Source organism: Leptospira borgpetersenii serovar Javanica (assembly GCF_003046425.1).
GTDB lineage: Bacteria > Spirochaetota > Leptospiria > Leptospirales > Leptospiraceae > Leptospira > Leptospira borgpetersenii.
In genome coordinates this window covers 22606-38316 of the sequence record NZ_QAJG01000020.1, presented here as the reverse complement: position 1 = coordinate 38316, position 15711 = coordinate 22606, and the positions used below count along the sequence as shown (strand labels likewise).

The following is a 15711-nucleotide window of genomic DNA, read 5'->3' as shown; positions in this document are numbered from 1 at the left end:
ATTTTCCTCTTCAGACCAGAAACGGCAGGCTTTTAATTAATTTCGTCTCTATAATCCATCACCAGATACATTAGGGTTTCCTGATCTGTTGGGTTGGAATATTCGTGAGGAATATCGGCTCTGAAAAAAACGGAATCTTTCGGTTCCAATTCCACAACTTTTTCGCCGACTCGAAGACGAAGTTTACCGGAAACAACAACGATATTTTCAGTAGTACCGGACGAATGGGGTTCTGCGACCTCGATTCCACCCGGTTTTAAAATGAGTTCGTAAAATTCGGTTTTGCGGTTTCCATTAAACGGAAAAAGAGCACGACTGGAGAAAACTTTCGAACTAGAAAACAAAACCTTAGTGTTCTCCGCCTTCATCACGATCACACCTTCGGCGCCTTTTTCCTTGAGAAGTTCACTAAAAGGAACATTAAGACCGTTTGCGATCTTCCAAAGAACGGAAATTGTCGGAACACTTTTGCCTTGCTCGATCTGTGAAAGCATAGCCCGGCTCACTCCACAACGGGAAGCCAGTTTATCCAAAGAGAATCCTTTTGTATGGCGAATCAGCTTGAGATTTTCTTTGACAACTTCCGTGATGTGCTCACTAGAAGGAGACTCTTTATCTGTTTCTAACTCTTCCATAGTTGGGTTCATCTCCCCTTTTTGTCTAATATAGCAGAATTTTGTCAACTTAAAACTATCTCTTGGAAAATAGATTTACATAAATACTAATCACGATTATTATAAACTGGATTATAATTACTAAAAAGGAAAAATATGAAACGCATACAACACGAAGAAATCACCCAAGCCAACGAGGCAAAACTTTGGAAACTCTATCAAAACGTATCGAATTGGAAATGCAGGGAGCACGAAGTGGAAGAATTTTTTTAGAGGAAGAATTTAAAACCGGCAGCAAGGAAATGGAATGCTCAAACCCAAAAGAATACGGTTTCGTATAACGGAAGTTCGCAAGAATAAATTCTTTTCCGATCTTACCCGACTCCCTCTTGGCAAACTGAAATTCATGCACGAACTCAATAGAATGAAATTTTAGTTCCCGAGAAAAAAAGGCCATGAAATCGAAATCTATATTCTCAGAATTACAAGTTGAAGAAAGTACAGGATTCCTATTTTGGCAAATCACGAATCTTTGGCAAAAAAAGATCCGTGAAAATCTTTTGATCCTGGATCTGACACACGTTCAATTCGTGCTATTGGCGAGTTTGGCTTGGTTCGAAGAAACTTCTCAAAAGGCGACCCAAGTGCGTCTTGCCGAACACGCGAAAACGGACGTAATGATGACATCTAAGGTATTACGCAGTCTCGAATCCAAAAAACTTCTTACGAGACAACCCGATCCCGAAGATTCCAGAGCAAACTGTTTGTTTCTCACACTGGAAGGAAAAAAATTGGTAGAAAAGGCGATTCATATCGTGGAATCGACGGACAAACTCTTCTTTTCCATTCTCAAGGACGAAAAAAACTTTAGAAGTTCCCTTTTGGATCTAAGACAACAAAATGCCTAAGGTAAATTTGAATATTAGAATATTCTACGAAACTGAATCCTTTCTTTTTGCGGAAAAACCTCCCGGAATTCCGGTCCACGCAACTAAAGACTCCAAACGGGAAAATTTTGCGGATCGGCTGCAAGAAGAACTCTCTCTCGAATATCTCAGAACCGTAAATCGATTGGATCTGGACACGAGCGGTCTCGTATTTCTTTGTAAGAATCCAGATAAAAACAAAGAAGCCGATCGGATCTTAAAATCCTCATCGAAAATTTATCTCTGTGTAGCGGATGGAATCGTAGAAGAGGAACATTTCACCGAAACCTGTTATATCAAGGACGGGAACAAAAAAGTCCGTAAAGTATTTTCAGGAGGAGACAAAGCCGTTACGGAATTTTTAACCTTAAAGAGAAATCTGAAAGACCATTATTCGGTGTTACTCGCAAAACTTCATACGGGGAGGAGACACCAGATTCGACTTCACTTAAGTGAAAAAGGCCATCCGATTGTAGGTGACTACGTTTACGGTAAATCACTCGATTTGAATTCCACGACAACGAAGAAACCAATGGAAACTTCACCTTCCGATAATAGGATTTCTAATATACAAAAACGAAATTTTCTTAACAAAGAAACAATCACAGCCCCTATCCGAGCCAAACGACGAGTTTCTTTTGCACAACGTTCTCTCTTACATGCGATAGGAGTTTCCTTTAGAAATGAGGACGGTTATGAAGAAAGAATCTTTTGCCCTCCTCCTATCGACTTTCAAAAGTTCTTGGAAGGAATTTCTTTGGACTCTTCTATCTTTTCCAAATTAACGTGAGTTCGGCATAACAAATACAAAAACGATTATTATGCTGCGATCCATAGATTCCCATAACCTTACCCACAAATACTTGGATCTGAAGATAAATCTGTCGGAATTACTACAAATCCTCTGTGAAACTTACGCCCCACCCTGATTTTGGGTGGAGGGGAGAGGTGGTGGGAAGACTCGGGAGGTTTTCTTTACCACAAAATCATACTTCTTGCAAGTAAAAAGCCTCATTCTTGTCGGAACACTTGAAAAATATCAGTTTTTGATCCTTATGATCCCAAAAGCCTTCTTAATTTGTGGGTAACGTTATGATAGATTCCCAGGTAATTTTCGAAATTCAAAAGATCCAAAACGATGCAAAAAAACCTACTTTCTATTTTTAGGTTTTTGAGAATTTTTATTGGAGAACGTCTTTGAATCGATCTTGGAAACCGACCTTCCCTTTCTCTGAGAAACGACAATCACAGGATTTCCTTTTGGAAGCGTATCCAGAACCTTCAAAAGTTCGCCTAACTTTCCTCGAAACTGAAATTCAGAATCCAGGGTCAGGTCCAAACAGAAAAAGATCACCCTATCCTCTCCCGTTTCTATCAAAACGGAATTTAAATCGCGAAGAACGGCCTTATATCTGTAAGGTGTTTCGTAAAATACGACCGTATGTCCCGGTTTTAAATAGCGACTTAATTCCAACTTTCGTTCCGAAGAATCCCTGGACAAAAAACCGCAAAAAGTAAACGGAGAAGTCTTAAAACCGGAAATGCTTAAAGCCGCTCCGAATGCGGTCGGGCCGGGAGCACTTTGTACGCGTCCCCCTCTTCTTAAAACCTCCCCAACGAGTTCTCTTCCCGGATCTTCGATTCCGGGAGTTCCCGCATCGGAAACCAAAACGGTCAAACCGGAATCCACCACAATTTGACCGAGACTGCGAATCTCTTCGGGGGTTGTATGCTCGTTGCAGAGAAGAAATTGTTTGGAGATCGAAAGGGATTTAAGAAGAGTGGAAGTTGTCCTGAATTCCTCCCCTATGAGTACATCACAATATTCTAATAGATCTCTAGCCCTTGCAGTCAAGTCGCCGAAATTTCCCAAAGAAACCGAAACCAGAACGAGAGTCCCTTGTAATTCTTTTTTCATACTTTACGGATTCTCTCAAACCTAAAATTTTCCTTCATAATACGTTTCGAATATTCGCTCGTATCAAATTGATTCATACAAGAAGGCTTTCATTATGAATTTACATTAGAGTCGTTGAAAAATTCCATGATTCGGATTAACAAAACCGCTTCAAACGTCCATTTCAATGAAACAGAAACGGACAGAGAATTAATTTTTCAACAACTCTATTCAATTCAAAAAACGAAAAAACCTACACGACAACTTTCTGCAAAACGTTCCAATTTGAAACAGACTGAACCTTCGTAGGAGAAGGAGGAACAACTCCCTTTCCTCTATCCAAAAAAATTCCCATCTGTGTGGCAGAATCAAGCAAAACAAAGTCGTTGACAGAATCTCCGAAAGCAAGATCCACAAAACCACCCGTTGCAACTTTCAGTCTTTCGACCTTCCCTTTACCGTAGGTAAACGGTTCCAATATCTCCGAAGAATGGAGTCCGTTTTCAAGAGATAATTGCATCCCTAAAACCCTTTCGGCCGGAATTCCGAAAAGTGGAGAAACGGATTGAACAATTTCCTGAGGAGAAGAGGTCACAATCCATACCTCCCATTGATTTTCAAGAAGATGACTGACGAGTTCTTTCATCGGTTCGTAGATCTTGACGGAATGTAAGCCTGAATCAAACGCGTGCTCGTTCCATACCTTTCTAGAAATTTCTTTCAATTCCTCCGGAGAATGTCCGGAAAAAATCCAAGAACTCCATCGATAAGATGCCTCGAGCCCGAATTTGGATTGAATCGATTCATATTCGGAAAGAACGAGAGAACGAAATAAAGCCGGATTTTGAAAACGAGCGGAAAGAACCTTGTCTGTATTCTCCCTTAAAAAAGAGGAAACGTCTTTTTTGTAAGAGGGAACTCCTTGCGAAAGAAAAAGCTCCATCACGGCTTCTCCGAAATCGTTCCTTACAAGAGTATTATCAAAATCGAATGCCGCCTTACCGGGCGGCATTCGAAAAAGAATTTCATAGACTTCGGGATTCCAAAAATCCCGCGTGATGGGCACTTATTCTTCTATCGTCTCCCGAGCGATCGCCACACGAGCCTCGGAAGAAGATTGAAAGACCGGAAGATAGTGTTCCGGATTTAATACCACATTTTGATAACGTACTTCGAAGTGTAAGTGAGGACCGGTCGTATGCCCCGTATTTCCGGAGAGAGCGATAATCTGCCCTTTTTTCACTTTATCTCCTTCTTTCACATAAAGTAGGGAATTGTGAGCGTAAAGAGTATTGATTCCATTAATTCCGGGATGAGAAAGCAGAATCTTATTTCCATAACCGCCGTCTTTTTTGGATTCCAAAACAATCCCATCCGCCGCCGCAATCACAATCGATCCGGTCGGACAGGCGATATCCACTCCGGAATGCATTGCATTCCATCTTTTTCCCAATCGAGACGTAACAAAAGAATGCTTAAAACTGATCGGCCAAATGAATTCCCTCTGATCGGTACGAAAAATCTCCCGGCCTTTATCTTCCAAAAGAAGACTTCTGATAAAATTTTCATTATAAGGAAAGAAGATAGGCTCGGTTACGGAAATTCTTTCGTTATCAGGAATCCCGTTAATCTTTTTGATTTCATGTTCCGTCGTTCCAAAATTGTGAATCAAATCTTCGACGGATTCCTTAACTCGATTGGGAACAATCCAAATTCCCTCCAGCCCTCTGTACGTCTGAAGGTATTGATTATCCAGTTTGATTTCCTCAAGATTCGTATTGGCAAAGGATTTTATGCTGAAAAATAGACCGAGAATAAGCAACCCCGCCAGAATACAGCCAGTTTTTCTTTTCATATCATTTCTTCCAAAATATGTCGCCAAACAAAACCCCGGAGGCCCACTCAATTGAACGTCGGCAACGGAAAATAATTTCTGAAGTCACTCTTATTGCTCCAAAATTCCATTCAAGGATTTTTTCCTTCAATTTCTAAGGTAAAAATCGAAGATATTAAATGATTTTACCTATAAAATCTTTATTTTCTTTTCTAAATGTAGTTTTTTGGCTTTTTCAGAAGAATTTTAGTATATCGTTAGTTACTGAGAATCGTTTCTTACTGAATGTGAGTTCGACGGAAGAAAATCAAAGCCATCTCAATGCGGAAATTCCCAAAAAATCAGAACTACCACTATTATCTCGATCATTATTAGCCGACATGAAAACCCGCGCAGAACTTCGTTGTGAAAAGTAGTTTCAAAACATAAGGAGACGTAATCTGTGGGAACTCTCCATATTCAGAGGATTAGTGATAGTGTCACGGCAACACGTGTAGCTTCCTATAAAAAAGTTGTCAGGAAGAAGAGGAAAAAATGACAACGATCAAACGTTACAGCGAAGTGTTCAAGAGGAAAGTGATTCAGGGGATAAACAACCGTATATTGTCTTGATTCTTGGAAACATAGGAAGAGGAGTTCCGACACTTTATTTGCGGAAGTATTAGGAAGTTATCGAACCGAACCCACGTTAAAATTCAGACCTCAAACTGAATCAAACAACCAAACTTTTTATCAAACGAAAGAATCGATCGAAACCGAGTTATTCAAAAGCTCGAATTTGGATTGAAAATGAACTTTTACCGAAGTTTTTCAAAGGTAGATATATTCGCTTTAATCTTCTAAAAACCTGGATTTTAAATTCGGATCAGGCATTCTGCACGTGTCCAACCTCCCAAACCATCGATACCGATTCCTTGCAACCCAATCGTAAACAAAATCCCGAATAGGATTTGGAACCCACCGAAATAAGGGAAGAAGATTCCAAGGAAAAGTTAAATACGCACAAATTTTTACAATTGCTGTCGATTTCTGATAGAGAATCCCTTTTTCCAAAAATAAAACCGAGGACGGAGAATCTTTCAATTCTATCTTTTTTCCGAGAATTTTTTCCGCGATAGACGATTGTAAACTCGCAAACCTTAAATTTTCTTTTTGATCCCGGTTCAGAAAGAATAAAACGGAAGCATTACAAAGATTACACACTCCGTCAAAGAACACAATGGGACGTTCTAATGAGTCATCTAAAATTTCGGATTCCATCTTTTGTTTAGACCTTTTTAAAATTTCCATCAAACGAATTCCAAATTTGATGATATTCTTTAGAGTCACCCTAAATCCTGTCGAGCGACCATAGAAGCGAGACGGCTTGAGTTTAACAAAGATGTAGGAACTTTTTTAGAGGTTACTAATTCCTACAGAATAGGTACTTATGAATTTTTAGACAAATTCCCCGTTTAAGACTCAAGGAACCTCAGGCACCTTGTTTATAGTTCCCGGGTTAGAAATACACACTCAAGAATTGATTCGGCTTTCTTTTGTCTTTTCCACTTTGAAACTTCCATGATTTTTGCAGAAAAATTTTAGACGTAGTTTTTTCGTTCTTATCTTTTACGAAATATTCTTCTTTGACAATTCCTTTCACATGGATCTTCCATCGTCAAAACGAATTCTAATATCCTAATACAGAAATTCCTTAAGAGACAGTCTTTCGTTGAAGAATAATTAAGAATCTGGAACGGAACTTTTATAATTTACGGTCCGAACCACCGACTCTTGGCGCAGCACCGCCGGTTCCGGTTTGCCCATAAACCGAAACCGCTTGTTTCGGAAGGCTGGATTTTCTCCACTCAAACCAGGAACCTTGATAGGTGTGAACGTCCAAATAACCGACTTCACGTAACATTAAAGCCAACAAAGAAGATCTTGCCCCGTTGTAATCGTAGATCACTGTGGTTCGTTCCGGCATGAACGGAAAGGATCTGAGTTTTTTATTAAACTGATTTTTTTCGATTAGGTTTCCTTGACCGTCATATAAAATTCTCCAGTCCCAAAGAAACGCACCCGGCAAACGACCACATAACGTGCCAGGTTCCGGCGCGGTAAGCCTTGGAAGTCTTCCTTCATATTCTTCCTGAGTTCTTGTGTCAAAAATCTGGAGTCTTGTTAAATTCTTTTCGAGGAACGCTTTATCGACTATACCTTCCAGTTTTCTCGGCTTATCTCCGGGGCCAAGTTCCATTTCTCTGCAACCTTTTTCTTGGTCGACTCCGGATATAGGCCAACGGTTTCCGTATAAAAATGTATTTTGAAAACCGACCGCTCTCAATAGATATACCATCCTCGAAGCGAACATCCCCATCCCCTCGTCAAAGACAATCACTCGAACTGCACCTTCTTTCTGTATGAAATTTAAAATTTCTTCCAAGGGACCAGTCATCTTCTTCTGCGATTCCGGATCCGAGGCAAAAGCCTTTTTAATAAAAGGAAAACTGTAAGCTCCTTTGAGAGTAGATTCTTGATACCCTGACGCGGAGCGACAATCGATCAAAAAATCCTTATCATTTAATTCAGTTTTTATAAAATTCCAGCTGGACAAGCAAACCCACCCTTATCGACGAAACGAGTCTTTCTTTGAATTTAACCATTATTTTTTGCCCGAAAATTCTGATGTACTTTTTTTTAAAAAACATTGCAAATTTGAGGCATGGGACTTTATAAGAACCTGTCCCAAAACTGGGACAGAACCTTGCAGCTTGATCTTTCTGACAAAGTAAACTGGGTTTTTGGGACGCGCTGTAAAAAAGAAAGATCGAATCCTCCTAAAGAGATGAAATAGAAAATAACCCGAAATCTTTCTTTGTGCGTGAGAATTTAACATCCGGGGTGTAAAAGACCGATATTCTAAACAATGATACGAAAATTCAGGAATAGCCATTCTTACCCTCGAATTTTTCCGGAAAATCCAAGGAAAAGACAATTCGTATTCATTCAAATTCTCTCTCTTCTTTTTTTATTTGCGAGAAACATAGATTCCGAACCGGATAAAACAAAATCGTTTCAGGAAAATTTCCAGTCCTTCATCCAAGAATTTCACAAACATCCTTCCGAATCCCTCGTTCGATCGTTTCGAGCCAGATATTCTTCATTCGAACCGAAACCTTGCAGTTTCGAGGAATCAGAACGTTTTGAAAAGATAATCTATCTTTCTTACAAATGCAAAGAACGTAAATGGCCCGGTTTTATCTATCTCGGCGGAAGTTCAGAATTTTGGAAAAATCATTCCACGAAGATCTCTTTGGGAGAAGTTTTAAGAATCGGCAAAAAGATTTATCTCGAAGTGAAACCCTCTTACGAAGACGAACCTCCGGAAAATCCTTTTTGGAATTTTAAAAACTTCAGTACAAAAGATATCATCCCCTTCAAAACGCAGACCTCCAGAGAATACAGGGACAACTACGGACTTCAATATTACCTTAGTATCTCAAAACATCCTGCAAAAAGAGTTTTAAACGGCGAAAAAGAAATATTCTTCGACTCCACGTGCCCTTTGATCTTTTTAAAGAAAGATTCCGATTTCTATTGGGAGAAAGCGATATATTATTCCTTCCAGGCGAGTTGTATTCCTTCTTCGCCTTATTCTTATATCCGAATCCGCTCCGACTTTTTGGGAAAAATTCGAATAGACGGTAAGGATACGGATCAAATCCAGGAAGGCGCTAGATATCTCGGCAAATTGAAAATTCATTCTATAGAAGCGGAAAAAATCCTCTGGCAACAGGATGCGGAAATCTACAATGAATAACAAAATACTTTTCAATATTCTAATATCCTTATTCGTTTTCTTCAGTTTCCCGCTCCCCGCTCAAAACGGGAACTCCACCGATCTGAAAGCCCTTTTGGATAGTGTAGTCATCATTCGAAGTAGCACATTTTCAGGTCAGGGAGACGGATATTCAGAAAAGTCAATCCATCGAGACGCCGGGACCGGTATTATTATTTCCGGAAACCGGATTTTGACGAACGCACACGTGGTTTCCAATTCCAATTATCTCAAAGTAAAACATTTCAATTCGAGCAAATTTTACAAAGCCGACGTTCAATACCTAGGTTTCGACTGCGATCTCGCAATTCTCAAAGTGGAAGAGGAGGAATTTTTCAACGGAGTCGAACCTCTGGAAATTTCCGAATCCTCGCCCGCTCTCGGCAGCAACCTTCTCATACTCGGTTATCCCGGCGGTGACGAAAATATCACATTAGAAAACGGAAATGTTTCCCGAGTCGAAAGGGTCCGTTATTCTTTTACCGGCTTGGATTATAGAAAAGCAATCCGAGTTAACGCAAACATCATTCCCGGCTATTCGGGGGGACCGGCCATCCAAAGCGGAAAAGTCGCCGGAATCGCTTTCCAAATCAGTCAATCTCAGGGCAACGTCGCCTACTTAATTCCTCCGGAGATCATCATCCATTTTTTGAAGGACATAGAGGACGGTACCTATCACGGTTTTCCATTCCCGGGTTTTAGTTTTCAAAGCGGTCATTCTGCTTCTTTAAAGTCCTATTTGAAAATCCCGGAAGGTCTAAACGGAATTCTGATCAATACGGTTTATCCGGATTCCTCGTTTTCGGACCTTTTACAACCGGAAGACTTCGTGTATAAAATCGACCAATCCTATCTCAACAGAGAAGGTGAAATCATGGACACGATCGGCGGTTTTATCGCGGATCTGATCGAGGAAAAATTCATCGATGATCCGGTTAAAATTTTCTTTTATAGAAACGGGAAAAACCACAAAATCGAAGGCACTCTCAAACGGGTACCAACATTAGATCTTTATAGACAACAGAATAAAAATCCCAGTTTTTTATCGGGAGGATTTTTATTCCAACCCGTCAACCGCGCACTTGTCGGCGGAGATTCCAGACTGGAAAGTTCCCTTCGTTATCACTATAGCTATTACATTCAGGACGAATTGTATCGTTTTACGGATAGGGATATTCTTCTTTCCGGCATTTATCCCGATCCCCTCAATTCCAAATACTCTGGTTATCGTTATAAAATCCTAGAATCGATCAACGATCGTACTCCTTCCGACCTCGAAGATTTGAAATCCTTATGGAAAAAATTTTACGGAAGTACGATCAGCCTGAAATTCAGAGGGGTTAATCTTCCAATCGTGCTCGACCAGGATACGATCGATAAGATCAACATTCGTATTAAAAAACGCTTCGACGTGGAGGCGGACGAATGAAACGGACTTTCTCAAAACTCACGTTCCCATTTTTCCAAGTTTGTATTTCTGTTCTATGGAGTTTAACGATCTCCGGCCCTTTAAAAGCCGAGACGATCCTAGTTCACTTTCGAAAATTCTCTCATCAAAATCCTTGGCAAAAAGGTCTTTACTATGAAAGAAAAGTTCCAGCGATCATAACAGATCGGGATTTTCTGCTCGCCCTTCTCTCTCCGGGAGAACTTCCTTTATTTTCGGAAACGAATCCAGAAACAAAGCCGGGAACTCGCTTATATCTTTTCAAACACGATCCGGAAACGGGTCTTGCTCTTTTTTCTCATAGAGGTAAATTTTCCGCCAAAAGAAAATCCCGTTTCGGTAACTCCAGATATTCTCCTTGCTCCAAATTTTTCCCGAAACCGGAATGGGAGAGTCCGGATCTTTCCAACTCTATTATGAAAATAAGCAGACCATCCGGTGCAGAAGGAAGCGAAAGAAAATTTTTATATTCCAAAAATATGATTTGTGGTTACACAGACGGGAATTGGAACATTCCTGCGGAATATCTCTTCCTGTTTTTACACTCCTCTTCAAGCAACCCGATCGTTCACCCGGGATTTTCCTTCGACGACGCTCTTACGGTTCCGGAAAAAAAATTCTATTTTCCTGATTCTTACTACGGAGTTGTGGTTTCGGAAGTATATCCGGGTGTAGGACCGGTTCACAATTTATTTCCGGGTGATGCGATCTACAGTATCAATGGAGAAAATTTCACCCATCCTCCGGATAGACAGGAGGTTTTTTCCAGAATCCTTACAAAAAATCAGCATTTGATCCTTCCGGGAAGCGTTGTGACTCTCGGCGTCTTTAGGGCCGGGAAAAGAAAAGAGGTCACGTATTCGTTAAAGAACTACGCGGAGGATTCTTTTTTCATCCCTTCCAATTCGGGGACAAAACCTCCCTCCTACTTAATCAGCGGCGGACTTTTTTTTACGGAATTGACCGGTTCATATCTTAAAGAATCCGGAGATCAATATAGGGAAAACTCAGACAAAAAACTTCTCTATCTCTACGAATCCTTCAACAAGAAGATACATCCAGAAAAAAATCGTCTCGTATTCATCAGCAGAGTTTTTCCGGACCCCGCAAACCAAGGGTTCCACGATTTCCAGGATCAAATTTTAGAATCCGTGAACAATAAAACCGTTCGTTCTCTACCCGATCTCAAAAAAATTTTAAATGAGAATCAGGACGAATATATTGTTTTTCGTTTTTCCGGAAATCGAATTGCGGCATTTTCCAGAGAACAACTCCAGAGCTTGAATTCAAAGATTCTCTCAAATTATAACCTGGATAAATTAGACAATTTACCTTGATAATATCTTGACGGATCTATTCCGGAAATGTAACGTCTGACAACGGAAGATCCTATGCGAATTCTTTTTTTAGACGACGAGGAAATGATCCGAGAACTGTTTCAGGAGATATTCGGAGTCGTTCATGACCTCACTTTGGCGGGAACTGCGGAAGAAGCTTTAGAAATCTGTAAAGACAAAAGTTTCGATCTGATCATAACAGACGTCCGTCTACCTAAAATGAGCGGGATCGATTTCGTTTCCAAGCTCCGGGACAGGGAAATCAACACTCCTTTTATCGTGATCACGGGCAACCAGGATATAGATATCTCCATTCGAGCGCTCCGGCTTGGTGCCGTGGATTTTTTCATCAAACCCTTTCGTATGGATGCGATCCGTCATTCTCTGCAAAAATTCGAGAATTTATTCATTTGTAGTCAGGAACTGATTGGTAAAAACCACTTTCAACTAACAGAGTCCAAACAACATTTTTCGATTAAACCCAGTCTTAAAAATTTAAATCAATATGTAAATCTTGTTATGCGCTCGATTTCCCTGATTCCCGGAATTCATACGGACGACATCCTTTCAATCAAACTCGCTTTGTATGAACTGCTCGGAAATTCGATCGAACACGGGTTCGCGGGAATTAATTACGAAAATAAATCGAAATTACTCTCCTCCGATGTGGATTATTTCGATCACGTGGATCGGATCTGCGACACTCTGAGCGAATTCGTTCATCTTGAAGTCGGTTTCGAAAATCAAAAAGTTCAAGTTTCTCTAAAAGATCCTGGAACGGGTTTCGATCCCAACAAGGTTCCCGACCCGGTCACCGATCCTAACGCAAGTCATCTCTCCGGCCGTGGTATCTTCCTTGTGAAAATGAACGTGGATGAACTCGTCTACAACGACATCGGAAACGAAGTCAGATTCAGCAGAACCTTAAAAAAGGCTCTTCCTACACCTTCAAAAGTAAATGCCAGCTGAAAAATAAATCCGGGAATATTCCCGGATCGACTCCTTAATTTTCCATTCCTCGATAAAAACTTTCCTTTCCCTCTGAGGATCCACATGTGCATAAGATAAGCTAATTAAAATATAAGAATATTCCGACTGATAACCCGCCGTTGCAATTCCCTCCCAACCCCTTCCCATAGGAGAGGAAGATGTAAGAATCATTCCCTGAGTCTTCCATTTTCGATTCCAACTTTTTTTGATTCCGAATTGTAGGAGTTGCATTCCCTTGTTCTCAAAATTCGGCTTTGCTACGGTTCCATCTTCTTGAAACACATTTCCTCCCTGCATCAGCAAACTTTCCATCAACAAAAAGGATGTTTTCCCTCCATAACCTCTAGGGTCGGTTCTAACTCCCGCATAACCATCCGAATTTCGGTCGACTCGCAATTCGGAATCCTTGGAAGTATAAAGTCCTCCTAAAAAATACGCTGCCTCCGGTCTTTCCAAAACCAATCGAGCGCCGATCAGCCTTCCGCTTGTGAACTGTGGAGTCGGGAATGTGCCGAGTCCGTATTGCCTAAACCCGACGACTTGAATCGCGTCCGCGTCGATCCTAAATCCAAATAATTTTGCGGATGAGAACTCGATTCCGTAATACTGAAACTCTCCATACGGACGAAACGGCTCCTCCCTTTCGAACAGCCCTCCCTTGACGGCTTCTTGCTTTGATTCTTTATACAAATAATAGAATATTCTAAAACTCTGGAAAATACGATTCTCAAGTATTTGAGCACTCCCTCCGGCTATTCTCTGGGGAGATTCGCTTCTGTCTCGTGTGGAATACAATGGAGTATTTCGCATCTGCGCTCCGATCGCCGTTACGGAAATCCCTAGCGGTTTCCAATGAATTTGAAGTTCTCCATAATTCAAAAATCCGACAAATAAAAATCCGTTCCGATCAAGCCTTTGGTATCCACGCCCTACTTCGATCCCCACTCTCAAGGATGGAGATTCCCAACCGGTGATCCACAATAACTCCCCGTCGGCGCCCCGAGTGATCGTCTTTGTTCCGATAATAGTCTCCTCGTATTGCAAGAACGGAGACATTAGTATTTTATGATACATTCGTTCTCCCTTATCCGTCCAGCCGACTTCGGGACTGAATATCCCTCGGGAAAAACTTCGCTTGGCTTCCTCCTCCCGGATTCCACCTTTTTGCGTCAATCCCCTGTAAAGGGTGGTTACATTTCCATAAAACTTAGTAGTCCGGCTCTGCATTCGGTTATCTTGTTTTTTTACGGTATCTTTACCATTCGCAGATCCTTTTACCTCCTCCGGCCCTTCCTCTCTCTGTGAGTCATAAAACCGTCCTCTTCCGGTTATTTCCCTTTTCCCGTCCTCCAACAGTAAGAGATCGTCGAGTCGATATTCCGAATAAGATTCTGGCGATATCTGTTTAGATATTATGAATATACAAAAAATCGCAAGTATTATCCAAAAGTCCCCCGTGTTCCTCGGTCTTTGCGGTAGGGATCGAAAAAACTCAATCCAGTAACCCGCTGTAGCGGAACCGCCCGTTTTTTTTTCGGTTCGGGTTCGTCTTTGTACGTTCATCTTCGAAAGAAAGCTAAAAAGTACCCGATTAGGATGAGCCAAGACACTATTTGTCCTAAGAAGTACGAAAACGCCGCGCCGTTAGGTCCGTATTCCGGTATGAGCAGATTCGCTAAAACCAAACCGCTCACCAACCGCAACAACGCCAAAAACGCAAGTATTCTTGGTTGACCTAAGGCGAATAACGCGATTCCGAACGGCGAAAACACCAACTGCATCATATAATTCGGATATAGGATCTGAAAGACCCCGATCGAGTCCGCGTATTTCCCTCGGAATAATAGATTTAGAATCCATTCCGCCGTAAAAAATCCGGGAGATAATAGTATCGCCATTCCGACGGACAACATCACGGACTTCCATAGAAACCTCGGAAATTCCTCGGAATCCACCAAACGGGATAACTTCGGATATATGAGAGAATTGAGTACCGAAAATAAAATCACGAACCCACTGAACAATTGTAAGGCGGTTCCGTATACGGCCGCGGATTCCTGTGAATGATACCACTTCAAAAAAAATATTTCCATTCTATCGGAAATCATCGCAAAGATAGACGCTAAAAACGCATATCCGTTAAACGAAGTCAACTTCGAGGTCATCTCCATAATTCCGCTTTTTTCTCCGCTCCAATACAATTGCCTTCTTGGAAACACGAAAAAAAACAGGACCAATACGAACAACGGGGACACAGTAAAGATCGCAAGTATATCCAAATGTCCGAGCGCCCTTTCTGTAAGTTGATCCGCGAAATACAAGACCAGAAGCCGGATCAGATTCGTCAGAGGATTCCAAAACGAGAGAGAGATATAATTTCCGAAACAGATAAAGATGCTTTCAAAAAAAGTATTGAATGAGAGTATAAAACTTCCCAATACGAGAAGCGCGACCACGATCGAACTTTCCTTTAAAAGAACAGCCCCCATAAAACTGATACAGGTCAAAGCTCCAAGCGCACCTAATTTGATTATCATGGAAGAAGATAAAAGGATTCCGATCTTTCGTTTATCTCCAGTGATGGGAGCTAAAAATTTCACGAGCGCTGCGGGTAATCCGAACTCCGCGATCGCAAGTAACACCGGAAGAAATCCCGCATAATATTGAAAAAGTCCGTTCTCGCTTTTTGTGAGTATGTTTACGGAATAGACCATAAACACAAGATTGAGCAGCGAAGAAACCGCCTTGGAAACGCTGACAAAAAGGGATGACTTAAACATTCCGGATTTACGGAATTGAAACCAAAGGTCCGAAATTTTTTGCATCTTCCCCGAGAACTTCGACAT

The 15711-nt window shown here is 41.1% G+C and carries 15 protein-coding genes and 1 pseudogene; 6 read left to right on the top strand and 10 right to left on the bottom strand.

Annotation, left to right across the window (positions count from 1 at the left end):
- Positions 1 to 32: 32 nt before the first annotated feature.
- Both CLV95_RS14370 and CLV95_RS14365 read right to left on the bottom strand, forming a co-directional pair.
- Positions 33 to 647: a helix-turn-helix domain-containing protein gene (locus CLV95_RS14370; RefSeq protein ID WP_016749602.1), complete on the bottom strand. Its 615-nt coding sequence runs from the start codon at positions 645 to 647 to the stop codon at positions 33 to 35.
- A 148-nt stretch (positions 648 to 795) separates the two neighbouring features.
- The gene (locus tag CLV95_RS14365) at positions 796 to 1071 is read right to left on the bottom strand and encodes a hypothetical protein (protein WP_002724157.1); all 276 of its coding nucleotides are present in this window, start codon (positions 1069 to 1071) and stop codon (positions 796 to 798) included.
- Between CLV95_RS14365 and CLV95_RS14360 the strand changes: the two genes are divergently transcribed.
- Both CLV95_RS14360 and CLV95_RS14355 read left to right on the top strand, forming a co-directional pair.
- On the top strand, positions 1070 to 1522 hold the full coding sequence (locus tag CLV95_RS14360; RefSeq protein ID WP_002724233.1) for a MarR family winged helix-turn-helix transcriptional regulator: 453 nt from the start codon (positions 1070 to 1072) through the stop codon (positions 1520 to 1522). The two genes, CLV95_RS14365 and CLV95_RS14360, sit on opposite strands and share 2 nt — an antisense overlap.
- Positions 1515 to 2330, top strand: coding sequence for a pseudouridine synthase family protein (locus CLV95_RS14355; protein ID WP_002724229.1), 816 nt, complete (start codon positions 1515 to 1517; stop codon positions 2328 to 2330). The genes CLV95_RS14360 and CLV95_RS14355 overlap by 8 nt, the downstream gene beginning before the upstream one ends.
- A 360-nt stretch (positions 2331 to 2690) precedes the next feature.
- Here the strand turns inward: CLV95_RS14355 and rsmI are convergent, their stop codons facing one another.
- The 6 genes from rsmI to CLV95_RS19100 all read right to left on the bottom strand — a co-directional run bounded on the left by rsmI (position 2691) and on the right by CLV95_RS19100 (position 8206).
- Positions 2691 to 3458, bottom strand: coding sequence for a 16S rRNA (cytidine(1402)-2'-O)-methyltransferase (gene rsmI / locus CLV95_RS14350; protein WP_002724178.1), 768 nt, complete (start codon positions 3456 to 3458; stop codon positions 2691 to 2693).
- Between the two features lie 232 nt (positions 3459 to 3690).
- The gene (locus tag CLV95_RS14345) at positions 3691 to 4503 is read right to left on the bottom strand and encodes an HAD family hydrolase (protein WP_002736115.1); all 813 of its coding nucleotides are present in this window, start codon (positions 4501 to 4503) and stop codon (positions 3691 to 3693) included.
- Positions 4504 to 5292 carry a M23 family metallopeptidase gene (locus CLV95_RS14340; protein WP_002724211.1) on the bottom strand — a complete coding sequence of 263 codons (789 nt, stop codon included), beginning with the start codon at positions 5290 to 5292 and terminating at the stop codon, positions 4504 to 4506.
- An 810-nt stretch (positions 5293 to 6102) separates the two neighbouring features.
- Positions 6103 to 6531: a thiol-disulfide oxidoreductase DCC family protein gene (locus CLV95_RS14330; RefSeq protein ID WP_026054871.1), complete on the bottom strand. Its 429-nt coding sequence runs from the start codon at positions 6529 to 6531 to the stop codon at positions 6103 to 6105.
- Between the two features lie 484 nt (positions 6532 to 7015).
- Positions 7016 to 7867, bottom strand: a complete 852-nt coding sequence (locus CLV95_RS14325; RefSeq protein WP_002724240.1) for a sulfurtransferase — start codon at positions 7865 to 7867, stop codon at positions 7016 to 7018.
- Between the two features lie 48 nt (positions 7868 to 7915).
- Positions 7916 to 8206 (bottom strand): hypothetical protein, encoded by a 291-nt coding sequence (locus tag CLV95_RS19100; RefSeq protein WP_016749601.1) that lies wholly within the window; start codon positions 8204 to 8206, stop codon positions 7916 to 7918.
- 126 nt (positions 8207 to 8332) lie between these two features.
- Between CLV95_RS19100 and CLV95_RS14320 the strand changes: the two are divergent.
- The 4 genes and pseudogenes from CLV95_RS14320 to CLV95_RS14305 form a co-directional block, all read left to right on the top strand.
- A pseudogene (locus CLV95_RS14320) lies at positions 8333 to 9073 on the top strand (LIC11113 family protein); the annotation flags it as partial.
- Positions 9066 to 10520: a S1C family serine protease gene (locus tag CLV95_RS14315; protein ID WP_002737803.1), complete on the top strand. Its 1455-nt coding sequence runs from the start codon at positions 9066 to 9068 to the stop codon at positions 10518 to 10520. The pseudogene CLV95_RS14320 and the gene CLV95_RS14315, both read left to right, overlap by 8 nt.
- On the top strand, positions 10517 to 11875 hold the full coding sequence (locus CLV95_RS14310) for a PDZ domain-containing protein (RefSeq protein WP_002724180.1): 1359 nt from the start codon (positions 10517 to 10519) through the stop codon (positions 11873 to 11875). Before CLV95_RS14315 ends, CLV95_RS14310 begins: the two co-directional genes overlap by 4 nt.
- 54 nt (positions 11876 to 11929) lie before the next feature.
- Positions 11930 to 12844, top strand: coding sequence for an ATP-binding response regulator (locus CLV95_RS14305; protein WP_002736128.1), 915 nt, complete (start codon positions 11930 to 11932; stop codon positions 12842 to 12844).
- Here CLV95_RS14305 and CLV95_RS14300 read toward each other — a convergent pair.
- Together CLV95_RS14300 and CLV95_RS14295 are read right to left on the bottom strand one after the other, a co-directional pair.
- Complete coding sequence (locus CLV95_RS14300) at positions 12824 to 14428, bottom strand: hypothetical protein (RefSeq protein WP_016749600.1); 1605 nt, start codon at positions 14426 to 14428, stop codon at positions 12824 to 12826. The genes CLV95_RS14305 and CLV95_RS14300 overlap by 21 nt on opposite strands.
- On the bottom strand, positions 14425 to 15711 hold the full coding sequence (locus CLV95_RS14295) for an oligosaccharide flippase family protein (RefSeq protein ID WP_002736271.1): 1287 nt from the start codon (positions 15709 to 15711) through the stop codon (positions 14425 to 14427). Before CLV95_RS14295 ends, CLV95_RS14300 begins: the two co-directional genes overlap by 4 nt.